17 protein-coding genes and 1 pseudogene are annotated in these 22,054 nt (G+C 64.2%); 3 read left to right on the top strand and 15 right to left on the bottom strand.

Features of this window, described 5'->3' with window-relative positions; genetic code table 11:
- Window positions 1-37: 37 nt before the first annotated feature.
- Both IY716_RS11695 and IY716_RS11705 read right to left on the bottom strand, forming a co-directional pair.
- A pseudogene (locus tag IY716_RS11695) lies at window positions 38-1,307 on the bottom strand (IS3 family transposase).
- 302 nt (window positions 1,308-1,609) lie between these two features.
- The gene (locus tag IY716_RS11705) at window positions 1,610-2,464 is read right to left on the bottom strand and encodes a hypothetical protein (protein ID WP_218221871.1); all 855 of its coding nucleotides are present in this window, start codon (window positions 2,462-2,464) and stop codon (window positions 1,610-1,612) included.
- A gap of 445 nt (window positions 2,465-2,909) precedes the next feature.
- On the opposite strand from IY716_RS11705, the gene IY716_RS11710 reads away from it, so the two are divergent.
- Complete coding sequence (locus IY716_RS11710) at window positions 2,910-4,151, top strand: tyrosine-type recombinase/integrase (RefSeq protein WP_218221872.1); 1,242 nt, start codon at window positions 2,910-2,912, stop codon at window positions 4,149-4,151.
- A 390-nt stretch (window positions 4,152-4,541) separates the two neighbouring features.
- Here IY716_RS11710 and IY716_RS11715 read toward each other — a convergent pair whose 3' ends face one another.
- From IY716_RS11715 to IY716_RS11770, 12 genes are all read right to left on the bottom strand, one after another.
- The gene (locus IY716_RS11715; RefSeq protein ID WP_218221873.1) at window positions 4,542-5,984 is read right to left on the bottom strand and encodes an aldehyde dehydrogenase family protein; all 1,443 of its coding nucleotides are present in this window, start codon (window positions 5,982-5,984) and stop codon (window positions 4,542-4,544) included.
- A 64-nt stretch (window positions 5,985-6,048) separates the two neighbouring features.
- Window positions 6,049-6,918 (bottom strand): SMP-30/gluconolactonase/LRE family protein, encoded by an 870-nt coding sequence (locus tag IY716_RS11720; protein ID WP_218221874.1) that lies wholly within the window; start codon window positions 6,916-6,918, stop codon window positions 6,049-6,051.
- Window positions 6,905-7,657: an SDR family NAD(P)-dependent oxidoreductase gene (locus IY716_RS11725; protein ID WP_218221875.1), complete on the bottom strand. Its 753-nt coding sequence runs from the start codon at window positions 7,655-7,657 to the stop codon at window positions 6,905-6,907. Before IY716_RS11725 ends, IY716_RS11720 begins: the two co-directional genes overlap by 14 nt.
- A complete protein-coding gene (locus IY716_RS11730) occupies window positions 7,654-8,778 on the bottom strand; it encodes a zinc-binding dehydrogenase (RefSeq protein WP_218221876.1) in 1,125 nt (374 codons plus the stop codon). The genes IY716_RS11725 and IY716_RS11730 overlap by 4 nt, the downstream gene beginning before the upstream one ends.
- A gap of 17 nt (window positions 8,779-8,795) precedes the next feature.
- The gene (locus IY716_RS11735; protein ID WP_218221877.1) at window positions 8,796-10,505 is read right to left on the bottom strand and encodes an IlvD/Edd family dehydratase; all 1,710 of its coding nucleotides are present in this window, start codon (window positions 10,503-10,505) and stop codon (window positions 8,796-8,798) included.
- Window positions 10,502-11,791 carry an endo-1,4-beta-xylanase gene (locus tag IY716_RS11740; RefSeq protein ID WP_218221878.1) on the bottom strand — a complete coding sequence of 430 codons (1,290 nt, stop codon included), beginning with the start codon at window positions 11,789-11,791 and terminating at the stop codon, window positions 10,502-10,504. The genes IY716_RS11735 and IY716_RS11740 overlap by 4 nt, the downstream gene beginning before the upstream one ends.
- Window positions 11,788-12,180, bottom strand: coding sequence for a tautomerase family protein (locus IY716_RS11745; protein WP_218221879.1), 393 nt, complete (start codon window positions 12,178-12,180; stop codon window positions 11,788-11,790). Before IY716_RS11745 ends, IY716_RS11740 begins: the two co-directional genes overlap by 4 nt.
- Complete coding sequence (locus tag IY716_RS11750; RefSeq protein ID WP_218221880.1) at window positions 12,180-13,250, bottom strand: Gfo/Idh/MocA family protein; 1,071 nt, start codon at window positions 13,248-13,250, stop codon at window positions 12,180-12,182. The genes IY716_RS11745 and IY716_RS11750 overlap by 1 nt, the downstream gene beginning before the upstream one ends.
- 35 nt (window positions 13,251-13,285) lie before the next feature.
- The gene (locus tag IY716_RS11755; RefSeq protein ID WP_218221881.1) at window positions 13,286-14,035 is read right to left on the bottom strand and encodes an SDR family oxidoreductase; all 750 of its coding nucleotides are present in this window, start codon (window positions 14,033-14,035) and stop codon (window positions 13,286-13,288) included.
- Window positions 14,032-14,820, bottom strand: coding sequence for a carbohydrate ABC transporter permease (locus IY716_RS11760; RefSeq protein ID WP_218221882.1), 789 nt, complete (start codon window positions 14,818-14,820; stop codon window positions 14,032-14,034). The genes IY716_RS11755 and IY716_RS11760 overlap by 4 nt, the downstream gene beginning before the upstream one ends.
- 3 nt (window positions 14,821-14,823) lie before the next feature.
- On the bottom strand, window positions 14,824-15,846 hold the full coding sequence (locus IY716_RS11765; RefSeq protein WP_218221883.1) for a carbohydrate ABC transporter permease: 1,023 nt from the start codon (window positions 15,844-15,846) through the stop codon (window positions 14,824-14,826).
- A complete protein-coding gene (locus IY716_RS11770) occupies window positions 15,836-17,197 on the bottom strand; it encodes an ABC transporter substrate-binding protein (RefSeq protein WP_218221884.1) in 1,362 nt (453 codons plus the stop codon). Before IY716_RS11770 ends, IY716_RS11765 begins: the two co-directional genes overlap by 11 nt.
- 182 nt (window positions 17,198-17,379) lie before the next feature.
- Here IY716_RS11770 and IY716_RS11775 point away from each other — a divergent pair, with 182 nt between their 5' ends.
- Complete coding sequence (locus tag IY716_RS11775; protein WP_218221885.1) at window positions 17,380-18,405, top strand: substrate-binding domain-containing protein; 1,026 nt, start codon at window positions 17,380-17,382, stop codon at window positions 18,403-18,405.
- A 186-nt stretch (window positions 18,406-18,591) separates the two neighbouring features.
- Here IY716_RS11775 and IY716_RS11780 read toward each other — a convergent pair whose 3' ends face one another.
- Window positions 18,592-20,484 (bottom strand): glycoside hydrolase family 15 protein, encoded by a 1,893-nt coding sequence (locus IY716_RS11780; protein WP_218221886.1) that lies wholly within the window; start codon window positions 20,482-20,484, stop codon window positions 18,592-18,594.
- 127 nt (window positions 20,485-20,611) lie between these two features.
- Here IY716_RS11780 and IY716_RS11785 point away from each other — a divergent pair, with 127 nt between their 5' ends.
- Entirely contained in the window at window positions 20,612-21,985 is a 1,374-nt protein-coding gene (locus IY716_RS11785; protein WP_218221887.1) for a glucose-6-phosphate dehydrogenase, read from the top strand.
- The last annotated feature ends 69 nt before the right edge of the window (window positions 21,986-22,054 follow it).

The following is a 22,054-nucleotide window of genomic DNA, read 5'->3' on the forward strand; positions in this document are numbered from 1 at the left end:
CTCTCCTGAACCGCACTGGGATTGATGGAGACTCCAGCTATAGGGATTCCACCAGCTCATTGGTTCTGGTGCTGTCATCGTAGAACAGGGCCTCGAACTCAGCCGGCGGCCGGTCACGGAGGTAGCCATGAAGCCGCTCAGTGTTGTGCCAGTGCACCCACCCCAGAGTGGCGAGCTCCACATCCTCGACCGTCTTCTAAGGACCTCGCTGAGCGCGCACCGGGCCTCGGATCAGCTCGGCCTTGTAGTACCCGTTGACGGTCTCAGCCAGGGCATTCTCGCAACTATCCCCGACAGTTCCAATTGAAGGAGTGGCCCCGATTTCGGCCAGTCTCTCGCCGTAGCGAATGGACGTGAACTGAGATCCTGCATCGCTGTGGCACCGCAGCTGCTCATGCCGTGGGCCTCTGGACCAGCGGGCCATCTCGATGGCATCGAGCACCGTCTCGGTGCGCATCGTAGACGCGACCCGCCACCCGACGATCGCCCTGCTGAAGGCATCGATGATGAAGCAGACATAGGCGACACCGGCCCAGGTTGGCATGTAGGTCGGATCGGTGACCCAGAGCCGGTTCGGCGCGATCGCGGTGAACTCGCGATTGACCAGATCCGTATGCCGGGGCGCTTCGGGGTCGCTCTTGGTGGTGTGGATCTTCTTGCGCCTATGAACACCTTCGAGACCAGCTTGGCGCATCAGTCTCGCCGTCTGATCTCTACCGATCTGCAGGTCGGTCCGGTTTGCGGCCTTCCAGAGCTTCCTGGCGCCATAGACCCCGTAGTTCTGCGCATGGAGTTCTACCAGTTCCGAGATCAGCTCGGCATCTCTGACGCTGCGGGCTGAGGGGGCACGGTTCTTTGCTGCGTAGTAGGTGCTCGGAGCCACCTGCAGGATTGTGCAGATGGGCTCGACTCCGAGTCGACGACCGTCGATGACGTCGTCCTTGTTCGCGTCGATGAAGGCGACTATCTCGGTGACTGGCGGTCGAGCTCCGCCCCAAAGAAAGTCGCGGCCCGCTTCAGGATCTCGTTGGCCCGCCGCAGTTCACGGTTCTCTTGTTCCAGGGCCTTCTCCCGCGCGGACTGCTCGGTGCTGACACCGGGGCATGGCCGTCATCGATATCAGCTCGGCGGACCCAGGACCGGACTGACTCGGGGCCGTAGCCCAGCTGGGACGCGACTCGCTTCACCGTGCCGTGGTCGGTGCCCAGCTCCTTGCGCAGCTGGCGGACCATACGCAGCGCTGCGGCCTTCTCCTGTTCGGAGTAGCGGCGCGTGGTCGCGTTGCCCAGTTTGATCTCTTGTGGCATGTCTTCATCACCCTTTCCAAACGAAGGAGTCTCCAAGAATCCCAGTGCGGTTCAGATCGCCGACGGCAGAGCGCTCACCGATCCAGCCAACCTCCAAACATTCTGCACCGATTGCCACCACACCAAGACCAGGCAGGCCCGCACCGCCCGGCGCGCCACCCGGGGCCCTCAGTGAGGCGCCCACGGGGAGGGGAGTTCGGATTTGTGGGTTCGGAGGCCGAAGCCGCGCCACGGTAGCTTTCCGTGAGATATCTCAGAATGTGGCTACCCCCTTCGGACTCTCACCCCAACGGAAGCGCGTTCTAGAGATCCTGATCTACGCGACGCAAGAGGTGGGCCAGCATGATTGCCGAGTCAGCGGCGATGCCCGCCTCGCGGCGGGTCGAGGTCGGATTGTGCTTCACCTTGTGCGCAAGCACAGTCGCCTTCTTGACCACACCGCGCACCGCTTCGTGGTCCTTGCCAGCCAGAGAATCCTCTACATACCGCCCTAGGCGGGCCTCGGTTTTATCCACCGACGGCACAGACTCACCCGCGCGTCTGTGCTTGTCTTCCACGTAAAGGGTTCGGCTAAGCGCCTCCAAGAGCGCGACGCTCCGATTGCCAACATCTCGGTGGTCCGCGGCATCCTTCGCGCGTCTGAAATGGAAGCGTAGCGTCCGCAGCTCTTCGTCGACCATTGGCCATCCAAGAGTCTCGTGCGGCGACACCGCTTCGACTAGGTTGCCCGCATCCTGGGTTTCTTCGAGACGATCTAACTCCTCGAATACCGGGTCGAAGTACTCCCCGAGCAGGTCTCGACGCGCCTGCCAGCTTCCGTAGCATCCCTTTTGGATCCAGTAAGTCTTGAAATCGTCGTAGTTCCTCCACGGGAGGTCAAGCACGACGCCCAGGCGCTGAAGCACCGACTTCAGTGTCTTCTGCGATAGCTCGATCTGGTCGCCCGTAAGTTCCATTCCGCCACCAGTGCCTGCCTTCATCCATTCACTGTGCACTAGACGATTTAGCCCCACCGCAACATCGAGATCTGGATGCTCAGCAGACGGTCGTTGGCGAACTTGTTTAAGGAAGTCCTCACGAAAGGTTCTTTCCGTAATCGAGTCCCATCCAAGCGCGCTGAGTTTCTCTTCTTCGATAAAAAAATCGGTCGGCTGCACAGCGATCACTCCTCGGCATATACGGACGATGAAAAAGACGCTTGATGGAAGCTTACTTGTCCGCCCGGACACGGAGAGCCTGGGGCCTGGCCCACGCCTAGCCACTGATGAGGCCCTACTGACACCGATGAGGAAGTTGTATCCCAACGATGACGGTCCCCAACATTCACAGCCCGATCGAGAAGCCATCGGTCCCCACCGATGGCCTGGCCCACTACGCCCGCAATCCGTGGCGCGGCAACGTGTCAGCGATCATGGCAGCCTGAAGCACAACGGGCAATATAAGCCGATCGTGGTCCGCGCCGGCACCAATGAGGTTCTCGCGGGAAATCATGCTTGACGACCGCGCGGGAGATAGGCTGGGACCAGATAGCCGCCACCTATTCGGGCGGCAGTCCCAGATGCCTGCTTGACTTGCACCACAAGTAAGAAATACGTTCCAGACATGAGCAGAATGCGCGCAGCCACGACGAGACTGGACCCGGGACAGCATTCGATCGACCGTGTTCAGCCGAGGAGCAAGGATGGTGTCTGGCTCCTTGACTGGAGCCTTCGCCTCCCGGACGGCAGGCTGGTCACGAAGCGCACTCAGGGGTCCAGCAAGGGCGAGGTCAGACGGCGCGCGCGGCAGACTTCGAGCGAATTCCTCAGCAGCGCGAACAGCACCTGGAAAACCACAGACTCCTTGGTCGATTACATTGCTGCGGTTTCGAAACCGGCTATCGATAACGCCCGTCTCCGCGAGAGCAGCCAGAAGCGATACTCCCTCGTCCTCAAACAACTCGTCGGCGACTGCCAAGCTCACCGCCACCGTGAAAGCCTTAGGGGCCACAGCATCGCGTCTGGGACCACCTTCCGCACAATGGAGAACGCCCTCCGCGAGATCGCAGAACTCCACGGACCGGAGACCGCGCACCAGGCACGAAGCGTGCTATCCAAATACGTCGTGGCGCAGCTTAAACGCGACAATCTCGTCAGTGCTGACCCAATCAAGGGTGAGTCCCTAGACCTTGGGCCCAAGCAACCCCCGCAGCGGGGAGGGAAGTCACTCAGCCGCGAGGAGTACAACCGCGTCGTGGATCATCTCCTGAGCATTGATCCATCCGAGGGGATAGAAAACCCTAAACGCGGTCGCTGGAAGCTTGAAGATCGTGTTGCCAAGCGACGGAACGCGATCGATCTAACACTGCTACAGGCAGCCACCGGACTCCGCATCGGCGAAGCCACTAGCATCACGTGGCGCGACGTTGAGATTGCGGATAACGGAGCGATGCAAGTGGAGGTCACTGCCGCGATTTCGAAAACTCACCGGGGTCGCCATGTCCCAGTTCTAGACGGCAGGGTGGCGGCGAGGATCCTCGAACGCCGAAATTCATCCCAACACCAGGACGAGCGAGTCATAGGCTCCCCAGCAGATCCGGCAGGCGCCTGGGACGGACGCAACTGCACCGCCGCTGTCGCCGATCTCTACCTCCTACTTGCGGAACAACTCGATATCCCACTCCTGAAGACCGCACGATCACATGTATGGCGGGCGACGTTGAACAGCCTTCTACTGGACTCCGTCCCCGAGGTTGTCCGGACGGCCTTCTTCGGCCACAACGCAGCCACGTCCCGCGCGCACTACACAGACCTTTCTGACACGTCCGGGATGCGTGCCGCCGCGCGACAACTCCGAGCGGTCTAACTACGCGCAAGACTACGGTCTAGATGAGGAATCTTGAGGTATATGCGGACATCTCTGGGCATAGAGGTTTCCCCGAAGTCCGCTTGATAAGGGGCTTTAAGAAGCCCTGACCTGCAGGAACCCCATATAAATCATGTAATGAATAGGTCGCCGGTTCGATTCCGGCAGGCGGCTCCATAGAACCCTCTGGGCTGGAACGTCATCCAGTTCAGGGGGTTCTTATTTCCGTATTGCACCGCACATCCAAGAGCACTCGGAAGTGGCCCAACTCGAGAGTCGGCCTCGGCGGCACTGAGCTCATACTCCGGGCCGGTATCTCGTCCACCGCGGCTCTGCTCGAGCGCCGGTACTGCAGTTCGCCCCAGGGAACCGGCAGAATTCTGCAGTACGTCATCCATGGACGTGCTGCGGGACGCCGAGCGGGTTCTCGTCCAGGAGTGGTCCCGGCAGCAGGGCGAGGGGAAAGTTCTGGTAGACCACAGGGCGCAGGAACCGTGAGATCGCGGTGGGGCCCACCGCCGTCGTCGTGGGCGCAGTGGTCGCTGGATAGGGGCCGCCGTGCTGCTGAGCGTGCGTCACGGAGACACCCGTCGGCCACTCGTTCCAAAGCAGCCGTCCAGCACGATCACACAGGATGGGCAGGAGCTCCCGCGAGAGCTCCAGATCGCCCTCGACCTCGTCCTCGCCGATGAGCGTGGCCGTCAGCTGGCCCGGTAGCTCCCTCGCGAGACGCACAGCGTCTGCCGGGTCCCCGTATTCGACGATGAGAGCCGCCGGGCCGAACATCTCGGTCAGGAACCCCTCGACGTCGGTCAGGACCTCTTCGACGTCGGTCCGCAGCAGGGTGAGCTCTGGGGCCTCCGCCCGGCTCTCCGGACCGTCCCTCAACACCGTGATCCCGGGATGTTCGGAGACTCGTCCAAGCGTGCTGAGAAAGACCTCGCTGGTGCGGAGGTTCAGCAGAGGTGCCCCCTCCGCCACGTCGATCTGCTCGAGCTCCTCGATGATCGGTGATCCGGCGGGGACGAGCAGCACCCCCGGCTTCGTGCACAACTGCCCCTGGCTGCCCGTCACGGCAGCGAGAAAGGACGCCGCTATGTCCTGCGGCCTGGCCGTTGAGGCAGCCGGAAGGACGAAGGCCGGATTGACGCTTCCGAGTTCCCCGTAGAACGGAATCGGCTCCGGTCGCGCAGCTGCGATGTCGAACAGCGCGCGCCCGCCCTCGATCGAGCCTGTGAATGATGCTGCTTTGATCGATGGATGTTTCAGCGCAGCGACGCCGGCGTCCTTGCCGTGGATGACTCGCAGCAGGTGCTGCGGCGCTCCGGCGGCCGCGAGGGAGCGGGCGACCACCTCGGCCGTGGCGTCCGAGAGTCTCGGGTGACCCGGGTGGGCCTTCACGAGCACGGCGTTGCCCGCCGCCCAGGCGGCAGCGGTGTCTCCGCCCGCCACGGAGAATGCGAAGGGGAAGTTGCCTGCCGAGAAGACCAGGACCGGGCCGATCGGGACGAGCATGCGCCGCAGGTCAGGTCGGTGGGCACCCATGGGCCACTGCGCGTCCGGACGATCCATGCGTACCTCGAGGAAGGCTCCCTCCTCCACCGTGTCGGCGAAGAGCCGCAGCTGGAAGGTCGTACGCTTCAGCTCGCCCCGCAGACGGGCCTCGCGCAGATGCGTCTCGGCCATCGCCAGGGGCACCAGGTGATCCGCGGCGGAATCGAGCCCCGCGGCGACACCCCGCATGGCCTCTGCGCGTTCGCGCAGTGACATCGCCGCCCAGGTTGCGGAGGCGCGCGTGACCTGCTCGATGTCTTCATCCATGGTGTCGCTCATTCCTCGTCAGCTCCTTCATCTTTCACATGTCGTTTTTCACGCGCCGTCATTCAACGGCGGTCTTTCATCCCGCGAAATCATGCACGGGCGCGCCGGAGGCGTCGACGCGGAGGGTGAAGACCTGACCCGCGAGCGGCTCTGCCGCGGCGTCAGCATTCTCCTTGGAGGTGGTCACAAACAGCGTCGATCCGTCCTCGCCGCCGAAGGTGCATGAGGTGGGATTGGTGACCGGGAGTGAGAGGACTTCCGTGAGCGTGCCATCTGGCGCGTAGCGATGCACTGCCGCACCGCCCCACATCGCGGCCCAGAGACAGCCTTCGCTGTCCAGCGCCATACCGTCCGGTGCACCGTGTTCCTCCGGGATCGAGACGTGGATCCGTGACGCGCCGAACTCCCCGGTCGAGGGGTCTACCTCGTAGGCACGGATCTCGCGGTGCATCGTGTCCGCATGCAGCGCGGTGTGCCCGCCGTCGATCCACACCAGTCCATTGGGGATTGAGACTCCCTCAAGGGCCCGGTGCACCCTCAGGTCAGGGTCGAGGCGATAGAGCACCCCTGCTCCGCGGCTGGCGTCGTAGGCCATCGACCCGCAATACAGCCGACCCGCCGGATCACAGCTGCCCTCGTTCATGCGCAGGCCGCCCTCGCCAAACGCCGTCACGTCCTGCTCGGGTCTGAAGTCCTCACCGAGGAGGCGGAAGCCTCGTTCGACCGCCACCACGTATCCTCCGGCGCGGCGACCTCTCATCATGGCGACCAGCGCCGAGAGATGCGTTCGCGTGGTGTCTGGGCCCTCCAGGGTGACGATGTCACCGGTGTACATGTCGACATGGCGGAACACACCGGCCCCCGCGTCCCAGTAGCCGCCCTCGCCGTGGAACACCGTCGGATCCCCGGACCAGCATCCGCGGTGCTCAAACTCAGAGCCAGCCACCGTCGACCACCCATTTCTGCGCCGTGCACTTGGCAGAGTCATCCGCCGCGAGCCAGAGGACCATCCGTGCCACATCCTCCGGATAGAGCTTTTCGGTCAGACACTGACTCGCCTCGATGTGCGCCGTCGCCTCCGGAGTCACCCACTGTTCCAGCTGCCGCTGAGTCATCACCCACCCGGGGATCACGCAGTTGACTCGGATGCGCTGAGGCCCAAGGTCTCGGGCGAGCGCACGCGTGAGCCCCTCGATGCCGGCCTTCGCGGTGATGTAGCCGACGAGGTCGGGGAGATCGATGTGCGCGCTGATGGACCCGAGGTTGATGATCGAGCCGCCTCCAGCCTCATCCATCATGGATGCCACCGCACGTGCGGCGAAGACATGGTGTCTCAGATTCACCGCCTGGCGATCGTCCCATTCTTCGACATCGAGCTCGGCGAGCGTATGGCGCATATCGTGGGCCGCATTGTTGATGAGAACCGTGATCGGGCCGAGCTCCGCCGCGACGTGGGTGATCGCCGCCTCCAGCTCCGGGATCTCCCTGACATCGCACCGGATGAATCGTGCTGCGTCGCCGAGTTCCGCGAGGAGAGCCTCCCCCCTCTCCTCGTCCACGTCGATGAAACCGACTCGTGCCCCCTGCGCGACGAATTGGCGGACGAACTCCTCGCCCAACCCACTGGCGCCGCCGCTGATGAAAACCGTCCGCCCCTCGAGGCTGGGGTATGTCGCGTATGTCATGGGCTGACTCCCTCCGGCAGGATGACCGATCTGCCGACGGCACCCTGGGCAAGCGCGTCGAACGCCACGGTCACGTCCTCGAGGGCGTACCGGGCGCCGATGAGCTCGTCCAGCGGCAGCTCACCCGAGCGGTACAGCTCAAAGATCGCGGGCAGGTCTATGGCTGGGGTCGACGAGCCGTACAGCGACCCCACGACTCGCTTCTGTCGCTGGACGAGCTCGTTGATCGGAATCTCGAAAGTCTGTCCGGCTGCGCCCAGGCCCACCGCCACAGCGGTCCCCCGCGGTCGCAGCATCTGCACGGCGGCGCGCAGGGTGTCGGGACGCCCGATGGCTTCAATCACCCATGCCGCTCCCCCGCCGGTGAGCTCGAGGACCTCCTCGACCACGTCCCGGTCGCGGCTGTTGATCGTCGTCGTCGCACCGAGGCGCGTGGCGAGCTCCAGCTTGCCGTCGTCGATGTCGACCGCGATGAGTGGCCGAGCCCCCGCCAGCCGGGCCCCCATCACCGCAGCGAGTCCGACGCCTCCCGCGCCCAGGACCACGACGGGATCACCCAGGCAACCGCCGATGACGTTGCGGGTGACACCGACCCCGGTGATCACCGCGCAGCCGGCGATCGCCGCCACCTCGGCCGAGATGTCCTCGGGCACCGGAACGACGCTGCGCTCGTGGACGACCACTTTCTCCGAGAAGCAGGAGACTCCCATCAGGTGATGGACCGGGCCGTTCTCGTCAGACATGCGGATCGCACCGTCGATCAGACCCCCCGTGCGGGCCTGGATGGCTGCGGATTCGCACATGACCGAGGCTCCGGACATGCACTGCACGCAGCGCCCGCAGTTCGGTCGCCAGAGCAGTGCGACCCGGTCACCGACGCGGATCGCTCCGCTCGTCCGCGACCCGACGGCGATGACCCGCCCTGCGCCCTCATGTCCGGGGACCAGGGGAAGGGGCGCGCGGAGTCCGCCCCGCAGGTAGTGCAGGTCTGAGTGACAGACTCCCGCGGCCTCGATCTCCACCAGCAGCTCTTCCTCGCCCGGCCCGGAGAGCTGGATCTGCTCGATGCGCATCGGCTGGTCGATCTCCCGCAGCACAGCGGCATTGACCGTGTAGGTCATTTCAGATGCTCCATTCGTCAGTGGGAATCGCGCATCACGGCAGGGCCGGTCGCGCCTGTCAGAAAGTCGAGGTCAGCACCTGTATCGGCCTGTTGGACGTGATCGATGTAGAGCTGCTCCCAACCACGCTTCGGCGATGCATATGCGGCCTTCAGCTGCGTCGGCGGAGTGCGGCGTCGAAGCTCGTCCTCAGGGACCAGCAGAGTGAGGCCCCTGGCCTCCACGTCGATCTCGATGAGATCCCCGTCCTGGACCAGAGCAAGCGGACCGCCGGCAGCGGCCTCGGGTGCCACGTGGAGCACCACTGTGCCGTATGCGGTGCCGCTCATGCGACCGTCGCAGATGCGCACCATGTCCCGCACACCCTTCTCCAGCAGCCGGCGCGGCAGCGGCATATTCGCCACCTCCGGCATGCCCGGGTAACCGCGCGGGCCACATCCCCGCAGGACGAGCACCGAGTTCTCATCCACGACCAGATCTGGATCGTCGATGCGCGCCCTCATGTCTTCCACTGAGTCGAAGACCACGGCCGGACCGCGGTGGCGCAGGAGCTCTGCGCTCGCGGCGGCAGGCTTGATGATGGCTCCAGACGGTGCCAGGTTGCCGCGCAGCACGACGATGCCGGCGTCGGGCTGGAGCGGCTCAGTGGCGGTTCGGATCACGTCTCGATCCCACACAGCTTCCGTCGGCAGCTCATCCACCAGCCGCCTGCCCGAGACAGTCACGGTGCTCGAGTCGAGCAGATGTCTGACCTCGTTCAGGACGGCGAGGAAACCGCCCGCGCGAAACAGGTCCTCCATCAGGTACTCCCCGGCCGGCTGGAGGTTCACCAGAAGCGGCACTCCATCGCCGATCCTGTCGAAGTCATCAAGCGAAAGGTCGACGCCGAGCCGACCTGCGATAGCGAGCAGATGGACCACGGCGTTGGTGGACCCCCCGATGGCAGCCAGCGCCACGATGGCGTTGTGAAACGCACCCGGGGTCATGATGTCCGCAGGGGTGGTCTCCTGCCCCACCAGTTCCACAACCCTGCGTCCGCTCGCGTGAGAAAGCTCGAGCAGACGGCTGTCGGGAGCGGGAGTGCCGGCGACGCCGGGAAGTGACATCCCGAGCGCCTCAGCCATAAAGGCCATGGTCGAGGCCGTGCCCATCGTGTTGCAGTGCCCGCGACTACGGATCATCGACGATTCGGTGGAGCGGAACTCAGCATCCGAGAGCCCACCCGCCCGCACTTCCTCGCTGAGCTTCCATACGCCGGTGCCGCACCCCAGGGGGCGGCCCCTGAAGGACCCGTTAAGCATGGGGCCGCCGGGGACCACGATCGCCGGAATGCCCACCGAGGCCGCAGCCATGAGAAGTGCAGGGATCGTCTTGTCACACCCCCCGAGTAGGACCACCCCGTCGACAGGATTGGCGCGCAGCAGCTCTTCGGCGGCCATCGCCGCCATGTTGCGCCACAGCATCGCGGTGGTGCGCACCGTGGTCTCACCGAGTGACACCATCGGCAGGTTGTAAGGAATACCTCCGGCTTCGTAGATGCCGTTCTTGACGCTCTGCGCCACCTCATCCAGATGGGCATTGCAGGGGGTGAGATCCGAGGCGGTGTTCGCGATGGCGATGTTCGGGCGTCCGTCGAAGGCGTGGTCGGGAACACCCCGGCGCATCCATGCTCGGTGGAGATAGGCATTGCGGTCAGAGCCGCCGTAGAATTCCGCGCTGCGGCTCATGCGCCGGTCCTCTCTGCAGTCCGCGACTCCAGCACGACGTCACGTTCAACAGCACCCTCGTCGAGCCGGACTTTCGCGGAGCCCTCGGCTCCCTCAAGGACATAGTCCCCCGCGAATCCCTCGACATGGAGCACCCCCGCCTCGTCCGCGACGAGGCTCTCCTCCGGGTGCCACCATTCTTCTTTGATCAACGAACGCAGCGCGTCGAACGCGGGCTTCCTGCTGCCATCGGCACGCAGGAGTCCCGAGGGAGCACCAAGCCACGAACCGTGATCGGTCATCCCCCAATAGGTCAGCGACTTCGTGGCGGGATGGGCGAAGACCGTCCGGAAATGTCGTGTGATCTCCTCAGCCTGGCGCTCCTCACCCGCCTGCGTAGAAGGCCATTCGTCCACGACGTAGTCATTGAGGTCACCGATATGACCGGGCATGAGCTCCCCCGAGACCAGCGTCGTCTCGGTCATCTGCAGCGGGAGGCCGAACCGGGCGAACCGTTCCATGACGTTCCAGACCTGCTCCTCTCCGCGATACCCCTTATGCATATGGGTCTGAAGACCGATCGCGTCGATCTGGATTCCTGCCTCGAGGCACTCCGTGATCAGCTGCTCATAGGACTCCGAGAGATCGAAGTCATTGAGCACCAGACGCGCGGAAGGATTGGCCTCCCGGGCCACCTCGAAGGCCATCCTGACCATCCCGAGGCGGCCCTTGGACTTCGCCAGTCTGGTGACCGCGTTGTGCTCCGCGGTGAAGACCGGAAGGATGACGGCCTCGTTGATCGCGTCCCACAGATCGATGGTTCCGGTGAATCCGGTCACGAGCTGCCGGATCCGCTCTCGGATGGCCGATTCCACCCCCGCGTCGTCAAGGTCGAGCAACCAGGCCGGGGTCAGGGTGTGCCAGAGCAGTGGGTGCCCCTTGACGGAGACACCGCGCTTCTTGAACCACTGCGCGGTGCGCATCAGCCGATCGGTATCGCGGTGGCCGGGTTCAGGTTCGAACCCCCGCCAGTAGAACGGCAGAGTGGCCATGTTGAACAGCTCAAGCCAGTCCTGCGCCAGGGCCTCCGGGTCCGGGGCGAGCGCACCGCCGAAGAACTCGATCGCACGGTGTGAATCCGTCGGGGGCGCCCCACCCACCCATTCGATGAAGTCGAATCCGATGTTCCCGAAGCCGAAGACATGTCCGCTCTGGCGCACCCTCACCCGCGCGCCGGGCAACGGCTGACCAGCGGGGTCCGTGACCCGGATGGTGGCATCGCTGCGCCTATGGGTCAGGTCGCTCATTGCACGACCTCGCTCCCGCGCTCCCGGTCACCACGCGCACCCGGATACCAGTCCTGCAGCGTGTTCTCCGAGATGGCGATGAAGACATCGTCGGGTCGTACGCCTTCGGCTTCGAGGCGGCGAGCGACGGAGCGGAAGGCCTCAGCCTTCGTCGCGTCGTCGTACATCTTCACCATGAGGATCCGCACGTACACCACGTCGCGACGCTCCCCGCCGAGATAGTGCGGATCCGCGATGAGATGACCGGACGGCAGCGGATGGATGACCTGGAACCGATCGGCCTCGTCCATGCCGAGGCCATCGACGAGTCCCTCGTGCACGGCGTTCGCATAGGCGAGGCGCTTCTCTGCGGGGACGGTGTCTGAGACTTCCAATGTGATGAGCGGCATCAGGCCCAGGCCTCCTTCTCGACGCGGACATCGGCGCCGGTTCTGGCGGACTCCACGATGGCGAGTCCGAGAATGTGGTCCTGGCACGCAGCGGCCAGGCTATAGGCGTCGGGACCCTCGCCCCGGGCCCAGGCACCCGTCTGTTCAAGGAACGAGGCGACCGCGATATCGTCCTCCGAGAGCCTGGTGCCGACCCATGGGTTCTGATACACCATCCGGCCCTCGAACGACGCGGAGACGACCTCGTTGCCCTCCAGATTCATATCGACGCCGGTGCGTCGATACGAGACCGGGGAGATGATGACACCCTCCTCGGTCCAGTGAGTCACGGTGTCATCGACGATCTCCCCGCGCTCGCCGCGGAGCACCAGACGCCGCGCCAGCAGTGGATTCCACCACTGGTTATCGACGAAGTTATAAAGACCCATCCGACCCTCGCCGAAGTCGAGCGTGGCGACCGTCGTCTTCACTGGGCGGGGCTCGACATCCGAGGACCAGCCGCCGAAGGAGAGCGGATCGGTCAACGGCGCAGTGAAGGAGCGGGCGTTGACCGTCGCCTCCTCCATTCCGATCCCCAGGTAGGCGCGCATGAGCGCCGTGGCGTGGTACATATGCGTCGAGGCGACCTCGACGGAGTTCACCCGCCCGATGGTGCCGGATCCGACGATCGCAAGGCGCGCGGCGTGCCCTGGCATCAGCATGTACTGCTCAGCCACCTGCACCCGGTTCGTGTGGCCCACGGCTTTCCACAGCGACCGCAGGCCCTCGGCATCCGGCGCCGGCGGGGTCTCCGCGAGAACATGGGCACCGCGTTCGGCGAGATCCGTGACGACCTCGGGCATCGCGGGCCAGGGCACGGAGGCGATCACGAACTCCGGATCAGCTGCCATCAGCTCACCCAGCGAGCGGACGACGGGAACGTCCCATCGAGCCATCCGCTCGGCGGACTCGTCTGACCGCGCATAGACCGCGACCACCTCGAGCCGGTCCGGCGCGGCCTTTGCCATGCGGATGTGGAACTCGGAGCGCCACCCCGTACCGACGATTGCGTATTTCACTGGATTGGACAATGTTCACCCTTCTTGTTGAATGAGGACGGGGGGCATTAGACCTGACTCATGCCGCCGTCGACGACGAGTTCCACCCCGGCGATGAAACTGGACTCTGCGCTGGCCAGGAATGTGACCGCGGAGGCGACCTCATCGGGCCGCCCGACGCGTCTGATCGGCACCATCGCGGCGACTTTCTGCTCGATCGCTTTGGAGCCGCCGGTGAACTGGTCGAAACCTGCAGTCGCCGTCGGACCGGGGCTCACCGCATTCGCGCGGATGCCGCGCTCTCCGAGCTCGGAGGTGAGCGTTCGGGCGAGAGAGCGCACCGCTGCCTTCGTGGCGTTGTAGACCGAGTGTCCCCGACTGCCGTTGCTTCCTCCGATGGAGGAGACGAGCACTATGCGTGCGCCATCCGCAAGTAGGGCGGAGAGCTTCTGCAGCAGGATGAAGGTACCGCGGAAGTTGAGGTCGGCCACGTAGTCGAAGTCATCCGGTGAGGTATCGGCGAGGTTCCTGGCATCGATGTCGCGACCGGCGTTGGCGACCAGCACGTCCACCTCGCGACCGGTGGCCTTGATCTCGGTGACGAGGCGATCCAGATCACCCAGATCACTTCCATCCGCTCGCAGCACCCGCGCCTGATCACCCCAGGCACGCTGAGCCTCCTCGATACGCTCGGGGCTCATACCGGTGACGATCACCTCGGCACCTTCCGCGAGAAAGCGTTCCACGACGGCGCGACCGATGCCCGAGGTCCCTGCCGTGACCACGGCCAGCTGGCCCTGGAGCAGCGGCCCACTCACTTCAAGGCTCCCGCAGACAAGCCACGCTCAAACGTGCGCTGAAGCAGCAGATACGCGAGGATCATCGGTATCGACGTGATGACGGCGGCAGCGAGGATTCCGGTCTGGTCGTTCGTGTACTGACCTAGGAAGTACTGGGGCAACAATGTGACCACCTGTTTGTTCGGATCGTTCAACATGAGCATTGGCAGCAGATACGCGTTCCAACTGTTGATAAGTGTCAGGATCACCACCGCTCCGGCGATGGGCCGCGTCAGGGGCAGGACGATGTGCCAGAACACCCTCACCACATTGGCCCCATCGATGCGGCCGGCTTCCATCAGCTCGGTCGGCACGCCAGCGAAGAAGCTGCGGGCAAGGAGCACAGTGAATGGCACCTGCAGAGCGGCGAGCGGCAGGATGACCGCGACGAGCTCGTTATAGAGGTCGAACGTCGACGCGGTGACGAAGAGCGGGGTCAGGAGCACCGCCTCTGGCACCGTCAACGCGATGAGCAGCATCCAGAACCACACTTCTTTGCCCCGAATCCTCAGTTTCGCGAAACCAAAGGCCGCCAGCATCGTGCAGGCATAGACGATGACGATGGCGCAGCCGGCAACGATGATGCTGTTGCGGAAGTATGTCGGCACTACGCCGGTGTCGAACACCTTGACGTAGTTGTCGAAGCCTCGTCCGGCCAGTGAGCCCTGCACCATGGCCAAGAGGGGCAGCAAGTAGGGGATGGCGATGAGCGTGGCCAGCACCTGGAGCCCGATGCGGGAACGCAGAGTTCTGATCTCGAACATGAATCAGGTCCCTTCACTCTGACGATTGCCCAACCGTGTGAGCAGGCCGCCGACGATGGCGAGTACCAGCAGAGCTACTGAGATGGCCGCTGCGTACCCGAACTCTTTCTGCTCGACCATCGTTTGGTAGATATACGTCCCGAGGAACTCCGTCGCGTGGTTCGGGCCGCCGTTGGCGATCAGCCACGGCACATCGAAGGTCTTGAGTGAACCGATGACTCCGAGCGTGGCAAGCGCGATCGTCGTCCCGCGGCACAGGGGCCAGATGATGGACCATAGCGTGCGGAGGTTGCCCGCCCCGTCGATGCGTGCGGCCTCAAGAATCTGCGGGTCGATCTGGCTCATCGCAGCGTAGAAGAGGATGAAGGACAGTCCGGTCCACTGCCAGATGGTCACTAGCATCACCACGGCCATCGCGGTGAAGTCCTCTGCCAGCCACGGGCGAGCGAGCGACCCGAGACCCATGGTCTCGAGGACCCCGTTGAGACTGCCGTTCGCATCGAAGATGACGCGGAAGACGGGGGCCATGATCGCTGGAGCCAGGACGTTCGGCACGAAGATGACGACCTTGTAGACCGTCGCAAGGTGTATCTGAGAGTGCATGATCGCCGCGAAGGTGAACGATATCGCGGTCTGAACCGTGAACGTCACGACGAAGAAGATGGCGGTGTGCCACATCGCCCTCCAGAAGACCTCGTCCTGGACCATGCGCGCGTAGTTTTCGGGACCGACAAACTCCGAAGGACTGAGGATGAAGCCGCTCCAGTCGAGCATCGACATCCATCCGGTGTATCCGATGGAGAAGTAGATCATCCCGATCACGAGAACGAGTGCGGGAAGGATCCAGGGCAGTCCGCTTCCGTAGAGGTTGCGCCCCTTCCCGTTGGTCCTCCCCGCGCGACGCTTCCGCAACGGAGGCGGGATGATGGTGGCGTCTTCGTCCGCCGAGTCGATGGTGGATCTGGACGCCGCTACGGGGAGGTTGGACCGCCCTCCGACGATAATGGCCTCGTCACTACTCCTCATCGCTGACCGCCTGCAGCGTGGCGAGTCCGTCCTCAGGGGATGTTTGTCCGCGTGCTACCCCGATGAGGACCTCTTGGAACGCGTCGTTCAGGGCGGCGTCGATCGTGGCGAAGCGCGGTTCGGTGGACTCCGCGGCCCGCGCAGTCAGGTCCTGCAGAGCCTCAAGCTGCGCCTCGGGTTCGACCAGTTCAATGTCGTCCCATTCCGGCTGGATGCCAGTGAGCGAAGGAATGTCATTGAGAGTATTCGCCACTGCCTGCTGCCCCGCTTCAGAGGTCGTCAGCCAGAGCGCGAATGTCGTTGCTGCGGCCTGCTGATCGGACTGGCCGTTGACTGCGAGACCATAATCGGCGTCCCCGAAGTAGTTGCCCGTATTACCGGTCCCTGCGACGTCGGGGAAGTCGATCGGCACCATAGTGAACGGCTCAGGATCGGAAACGCCTGCGGCTTCCATCGCGCCGACCATGGTGTCGCGCACGGTGTACTGCGTGTACCACGTGCCCATCATGACCATCGCATAATCGCCGGACATGAAGGCGTTGTTCGCTTCGGGGTACTGCTGCAGCCCGACAGCGCCGTCCTGCATGATTCCCTCGTCGAAGAGAGACTTCCAGATCTCCATCCCCTCGACGAACTCCGGCGATGTGTAGGACGCGTCGCCCGTAGAAGCTCGTGCGTAGAGCCCAGGCTCGATGTTCTCCATGATCGCTTCGAAGGTGTCCATGTCGAAGGCCCCGTTGCCCGCACCCTGCACGAAGCACCCCTGGCCCTCAGCCTCGAGGGTCTCGCACACCTGTTTCCATTCATCCATCGTGGTCGGCGGCTCGAGCCCATACTCATCAAAGATGTCCTGGTTGATCCAGAGGCTGCCCGAGTACACGGATCCAGCCGAGAGCCCGACGACCTTGTCGTCGACCGTCAGTCCCTCGACGCCTGCTGTGGCGAGCTGGTCCTCCCAGTCATCACCCAGTTCTTCGGACACGGCGTCCCTGAGGTCGATCGCGCCAGCCTCGAACGTATCCACACCACCGTTGGCGGACCCTGGGGCGACGTTGAAGACATCGGGCCCGTCGCTCGAGGTGATCGCGGGGCTGAGTACGGCGTCGTATCCCGAGATCGGCTTCGAGACGAACTCGACCTCGATGTCGGGGTACTCCTCGTTGAAGGACTCGATCAGGGAGTCGGCGAGAGGCTTGTCAGGTGTCCAGCCCCACCACGTGATGTCCCCCGAGGTCGCTGAACCCTCAGCTTCTCCGGACGCTTCGCCGGAGCAGGACGGGAGCGCGACGAGGGAGACTGCGGCGAGCGCACCAACCCCTGCTCTGTGCCATGAACGATTGTCTCGTGACATGAAATTCTCCTCCGTGCGCTCTGCTGTGAGCGAGTTGATCGCGGCCACACCGCCGCAGCTTGCTTGCGAATTGTCGATAGACTGACTTTACGCAACTTGCATTGCAAGTTGTGATGCACGTTACACTAGAAGCACGGTGGCGAACGTGTCAATACCCAAAATCAGAGACTTCAGGAGGTCGCGTGGGCGAACGAACTGCTACTTTGGCGGAAATCGCAGGCGAGGCCGGCGTCTCCGTACCCACCGTCTCCCGTGTCCTCAACGGCCGTCCCGGAATCTCCGAGAAGACGCGTATCGAGATCGAGCGTCTCCTTGAGCTGCGTGGTTACGAACGCCGGAAACCTCGCCGCGAGACGCCGCTCATCGACTTCGTCACGGTTGGACTTGAGACGCAGTGGTCACTGCAGCTGCTGCGAGGCGCGCAGGCCGAGGCCGCGCGGGCCGGCGCAGATTTCGTCGTGACCGCAACTGAGGGTCTGCCGGCAGGTGCCCCCGACTGGCTGGAACGACTGCGATCCCGCGGATCGGACGGAATCGTCGTCGTCGTCTCGGAGCTTGCACAAGACGCCCGCGAGGAGCTCTCTCGTCTGCAGGTGCCGGTTGTGCTGATCGACCCCGTGGGTACCGACACGGAGTCCTATGTCACGGTCGCAGCCGCCGACTGGGTGGGGGCCCGCGATGCCACGCAGCACCTGTTGGATCTTGGTCACGAGAGGATCGGTTTCGTCACTGGCCCACTCCACCTCGAATGCCACGAAGATCGGCTGGACGGTTACTATTCGGCTCTCGGGCGTCGTGGCATCGCTAGAAATCCCGAGCTCGTGCGGGTCGGCGACTCACTGGTTTCCGGAGGCGAAACCTTCGGGGGCGAGCTGCTCGACCTGGAAGAACCCCCGACCGCGATCCTCAGCGCATCCGATGAGCAGGCATACGGAATCTATCTTGCAGCTCGTGAGCGAGGTCTCAGCCTCCCCCAGGACCTCTCGGTCGTTGGTTTCGACGATGTTGACCTGGCTCGATGGGTCTCACCGCAGCTCACAACAGTCCACCAACCTCTGCAAGGCATGGCAGCCACCGCAACCCGCCTCGTGCTGGCTCTCTCACGAGGCGAGGATGTGTCGAACCGTCGCGTGCAGCTCGCGTCGGAGCTCGTCGTTCGCGAGTCCACCGCACCCCCGCGCGCGGTGGGACCACCGAATGGAGGATAGGACAGAGTCGCCGAGAAGCTTGTGTGATTCGGGGGCTGGCCGTCGGACCAGCGCTGATGCAGAGAGTCGCGATCCACTTCAGTAACGTGCTGGCACCACTCAGAGCGACCCGGCGACGCGGAATCACGACCGTCGAAGCCAGGCCGCGGGCGTGCGCCTCGCGAAGTCCCTCAAGCCTTCTACCGGTCAGGACCGCTTCTTGGCCCGGGCGACGGCGTCTACGGCGCGGATGAACCCCAGGTGGCTGAAGGCCTGCGGGAAGTTTCCGGCCAACCGCCCGCTCTTCGGATCGTATTCCTCGGCAAACAGCCCGAGGTCGTTGGCGTAACTGGAGAGCTGGTCCAACAGTGTCGCCGCCTCGGCGATGCGTCCGCTGAACGCGTACTGTTCCACAAGCCAGAAGGTGCAGATGAGGAACGGATACTCGTCCCCATCCAATCCGTCCAGGCCGGTGTCGGTGCGGTAGCGGTGCAGCAGCCCGTGCTCATCCTGCAGGTCGTCCTCGATCCGAGCCACGGTGCCGAGCATCTTCGGATCGTCGTAGGCGACGAACCCTGTGTGCGGCAGCTGCAGCAGGGAGGCGTCCACCTCGGCGTTGGAATAGGTCTGGGTGAAGGAGTTCAGCTCCTCGTTGAAGCCGTGCTGCATGATCTCTTCGCGAAGCCGCTCCCGCAGACTCCGCCACCGTTCCACGGGCCCGTCGAAGCCGTGCTCCTCGACGGCGCGGATGCCTTGGTCGAATGCCGCCCACATCATGGCGCGGCCGTGCACGAAGAACGCGGGTTCTCCGCGCATCTCCCAGATCCCGTGACCGGATCGATCCATGTTCTGCTCGGCGAAACGCAGCAGATTCTTCTGAAGCGCCCAGGAGAACTCGTCCTCTGCCACCCCGGCCCCGCGCAGTTCAGCAAGGGCGAGCATGACCTCACCTACGACGTCGGCCTGGTACTGACCCACAGCATCGTTGCCGACCCGTACCGGCACCGACCCTTCGTAGCCGACCAGGTGATCAAGGGTGCTCTCGGGCAGCTGGCGCTCCCCGGCAATCCCATACATGATCTGGATGCCGTCCGCGTCGCCTGCGACGGCGCGCAGCAACCAGTTGCGCCAGTGCAGGGCGCCGTCGGTGAAGTCATGAGCTATGAGGGCCTCGATGGTCAGGGCCGCGTCACGCAGCCACGTGTAGCGGTAGTCCCAGTTGCGGCTGCCTCCGAACTCCTCGGGCAGGGAGGTGGTCGGGGCGGCCACGATCCCCCCGGTGTCGCTGTTGGTCAGCGCTCGCAGAACCATCAGGGAGCGCAGCACGGAGTGATCCTGCTCTGCATCCGCCTCTACGCGCGCGGACCATTGAGTCCAGTACTCCACTGTGCGCTCAAGAGCCGCCTGCGGGTCCTCTGGTGTGGGCGGCTGCAGGTGTGACTGATGCCAGGTCAGTGCCCAGTCAGCAGACTCCCCCGACTCCAGGGCAAACACCCCGGTGAGCCGATCGGCCACGGCCCCCTGATAATCGTCGGGGTGCCCTTCCGGGGATGCGCCGTGGTGCTCCTCAGTCCGCGTCGTCTGCTGCTGGTCCTCGTGCGGATGCAGCAGCGGTCCCGACAGCAACAACGCGTCCGGGCCGGCCACCGAGAGCAGACCGGAGGCCCCTTCGCCGTCGAGATCCACCCGTCGGGTCCAGGGCTTCGCCCGGCTGTAGTCGAAACGGATGCGCAGGTCATGCTCAACCTCCACCCTTCCGGAGACGCACTTCACCCGCCGGACCAGGTCGGCCTGCTGACTGCCCGGCGGCAGGAAGTCGGTGACCACCACGGACCCGGTGGGAGTCTCCCAGGTGGTCTCGAGCACGAACGTGCGCGGAAGATAGCGGCGCGCGACCACTTCTCCGTCCACGGCCGAGAGCTTCCACCGCCCGTTCTCCGGGGTGCCCAGCAGCGCTGCGAACACCGCGGCGGAGTCGAAACGCGGGAAGCACAGCCAATCGATGCTTCCCTGGCGGGACACCAGCGGACCGGTGTGCATATCGGAGAGCAGCGCGTAGTCCTCCAACGGGGTGGACCTGATCTGGGCATCCGAAGTCATAGGTTCATTCAACCATTCAGTGCAACGTGGTCATTCAGTGCAACGTGGTCGAGATGCCGCGGCCATGGGCGCCATTGCCTGATAGGTCGTCGCCCCGCCTGCCCCCAAGGCCCGGTACCGTGCAGTCATGGAGAACATCGAAACTCTCGTCATCCTGGGTGCCACCGGGGACCTCACCTCTCGACTGCTGCTGCCTGGATTGGGCCGGGTGCTCACCGAACAACCGGACCGCCGGATCAGCCTGATCGGCACAGACCTCGCTCCGCAGGAGGGTGAACAGTGGTCCCTCACCGTCCAGAAGGCATTCAATACGGTCGAGGCCAGTGGCCCGGCCGTGGACCACCTTGTGGCCCACACCGAGTACCTGGCCACCGACGCCTCGTCTCCCGAGGACCTGAAGCAGCTGTTGAATGCAGTCACCGGGACCCCCGCTCTGTACTTCGCCCTGCCCCCGGCGGTGACCACCGCGGCCATCGAGGTGCTGCAACAGGTCGGGCTGCCGGACGGCACGGTACTGGTCCTGGAGAAGCCTTTCGGAGTTGACGAGCACAGCGCCCGAGAGCTCAACCAGCGGCTCAGTGCTTTGGTGCCGGAGGACCAGATCTTCCGGGTCGACCACTTCCTGGGTGAATCCACTGTGCTCAACATCCTCGGAGTGCGTTTCACAAACCGGCTGTTCGAGCCGCTCTGGAACCGAGAGCACATCGCGAAAGTGGAGATCGTCTACGACGAGGTTCTCGGGCTGGAGAACCGGGCCGGCTACTACGACCGGGCAGGGGCGCTGGTGGATATGATCCAATCCCACCTCCTCCAGGTGATGGCGTTGGTCACTATGGAGGCCCCGCTGAACGTGCACGGCGACGATCTCCGCCTCGCCAAGACCGCTGCCTTGCGAGCCGTGCGACCCTTCGGTGGTGACCCGGCGCGCGCCAGTCGGCGAGCCCGCTATACCGCGGGCACCATCGGGGACCGGGAGCTGTCCTCCTACGTCGATGAGGAGGGTGTGGACCCGGCGCGAGAAACTGAAACCCTGACCGAGGTCACCTTGGAATCGGCCACCTGGCGGTGGTCCGGGGTTCCCTTCGTCCTTCGGTCCGGGAAGGCTCTCGGCGAGCCTCGCCGAGAGATCGTCCTGACCTTCCGCGGTGTCCCACATCTACCCGGAGGGCTGACCGGGGAGAGCCGCCCCAATGAGCTGCGCATATTTCTGGGTCCCAACGGCATGGCGATGGGGATGAACGTCACGGGCCCTGGCGACCCGTTCACCATTGATCGAGCCACACTGAGCACTGATCTCGGGGCTGGGCGGCTGAATCCGTATGGCGAGGTCCTCAACGGTGTGCTGAACGGGGATCCGACCCTTTCCATCCGCGCTGAGGCCGCCGAGTATGCCTGGCGGATCATTGACGAGATTCGCGCCCAATGGCGTACCGGGGAGGTTGTCCTGCAGGAGTATCCTGCCGGATCCACCGGACCGGCAGATTGGGAACAGGGAGACTGAAGCGCCAGCTACCGGACGTGCACGTCGCCTCCACTTGGGTCTACGACGCAGGTGAAGTTCTCGCCACGT

This window comes from Nesterenkonia sp. Act20 (assembly GCF_019173455.1).
In the GTDB taxonomy this organism is placed as follows: domain Bacteria; phylum Actinomycetota; class Actinomycetes; order Actinomycetales; family Micrococcaceae; genus Nesterenkonia.

Excerpts from the sequence above, each read along its gene's own strand:
- IY716_RS11710 (WP_218221872.1), top strand. The coding sequence starts at position 2,910 with ATGAGCAGAATGCGCGCAGCCACGACGAGACTGGACCCGGGACAGCAT.
- IY716_RS11735 (WP_218221877.1), bottom strand. The coding sequence starts at position 10,505 with ATGAGCCGCAGCGCGGAATTCTACGGCGGCTCTGACCGCAATGCCTAT.
- IY716_RS11745 (WP_218221879.1), bottom strand. The coding sequence starts at position 12,180 with ATGCCGCTCATCACATTGGAAGTCTCAGACACCGTCCCCGCAGAGAAG.
- IY716_RS11715 (WP_218221873.1), bottom strand. The coding sequence starts at position 5,984 with ATGAGCGACACCATGGATGAAGACATCGAGCAGGTCACGCGCGCCTCC.
- IY716_RS11725 (WP_218221875.1), bottom strand. The coding sequence starts at position 7,657 with ATGACATACGCGACATACCCCAGCCTCGAGGGGCGGACGGTTTTCATC.
- IY716_RS11760 (WP_218221882.1), bottom strand. The coding sequence starts at position 14,820 with ATGTTCGAGATCAGAACTCTGCGTTCCCGCATCGGGCTCCAGGTGCTG.
- IY716_RS11765 (WP_218221883.1), bottom strand. The coding sequence starts at position 15,846 with ATGAGGAGTAGTGACGAGGCCATTATCGTCGGAGGGCGGTCCAACCTC.
- IY716_RS11730 (WP_218221876.1), bottom strand. The coding sequence starts at position 8,778 with ATGACCTACACGGTCAATGCCGCTGTGCTGCGGGAGATCGACCAGCCG.
- IY716_RS11740 (WP_218221878.1), bottom strand. The coding sequence starts at position 11,791 with ATGAGCGACCTGACCCATAGGCGCAGCGATGCCACCATCCGGGTCACG.
- IY716_RS11785 (WP_218221887.1), top strand. The coding sequence starts at position 20,612 with ATGGAGAACATCGAAACTCTCGTCATCCTGGGTGCCACCGGGGACCTC.
- IY716_RS11770 (WP_218221884.1), bottom strand. The coding sequence starts at position 17,197 with ATGTCACGAGACAATCGTTCATGGCACAGAGCAGGGGTTGGTGCGCTC.
- IY716_RS11780 (WP_218221886.1), bottom strand. The coding sequence starts at position 20,484 with ATGACTTCGGATGCCCAGATCAGGTCCACCCCGTTGGAGGACTACGCG.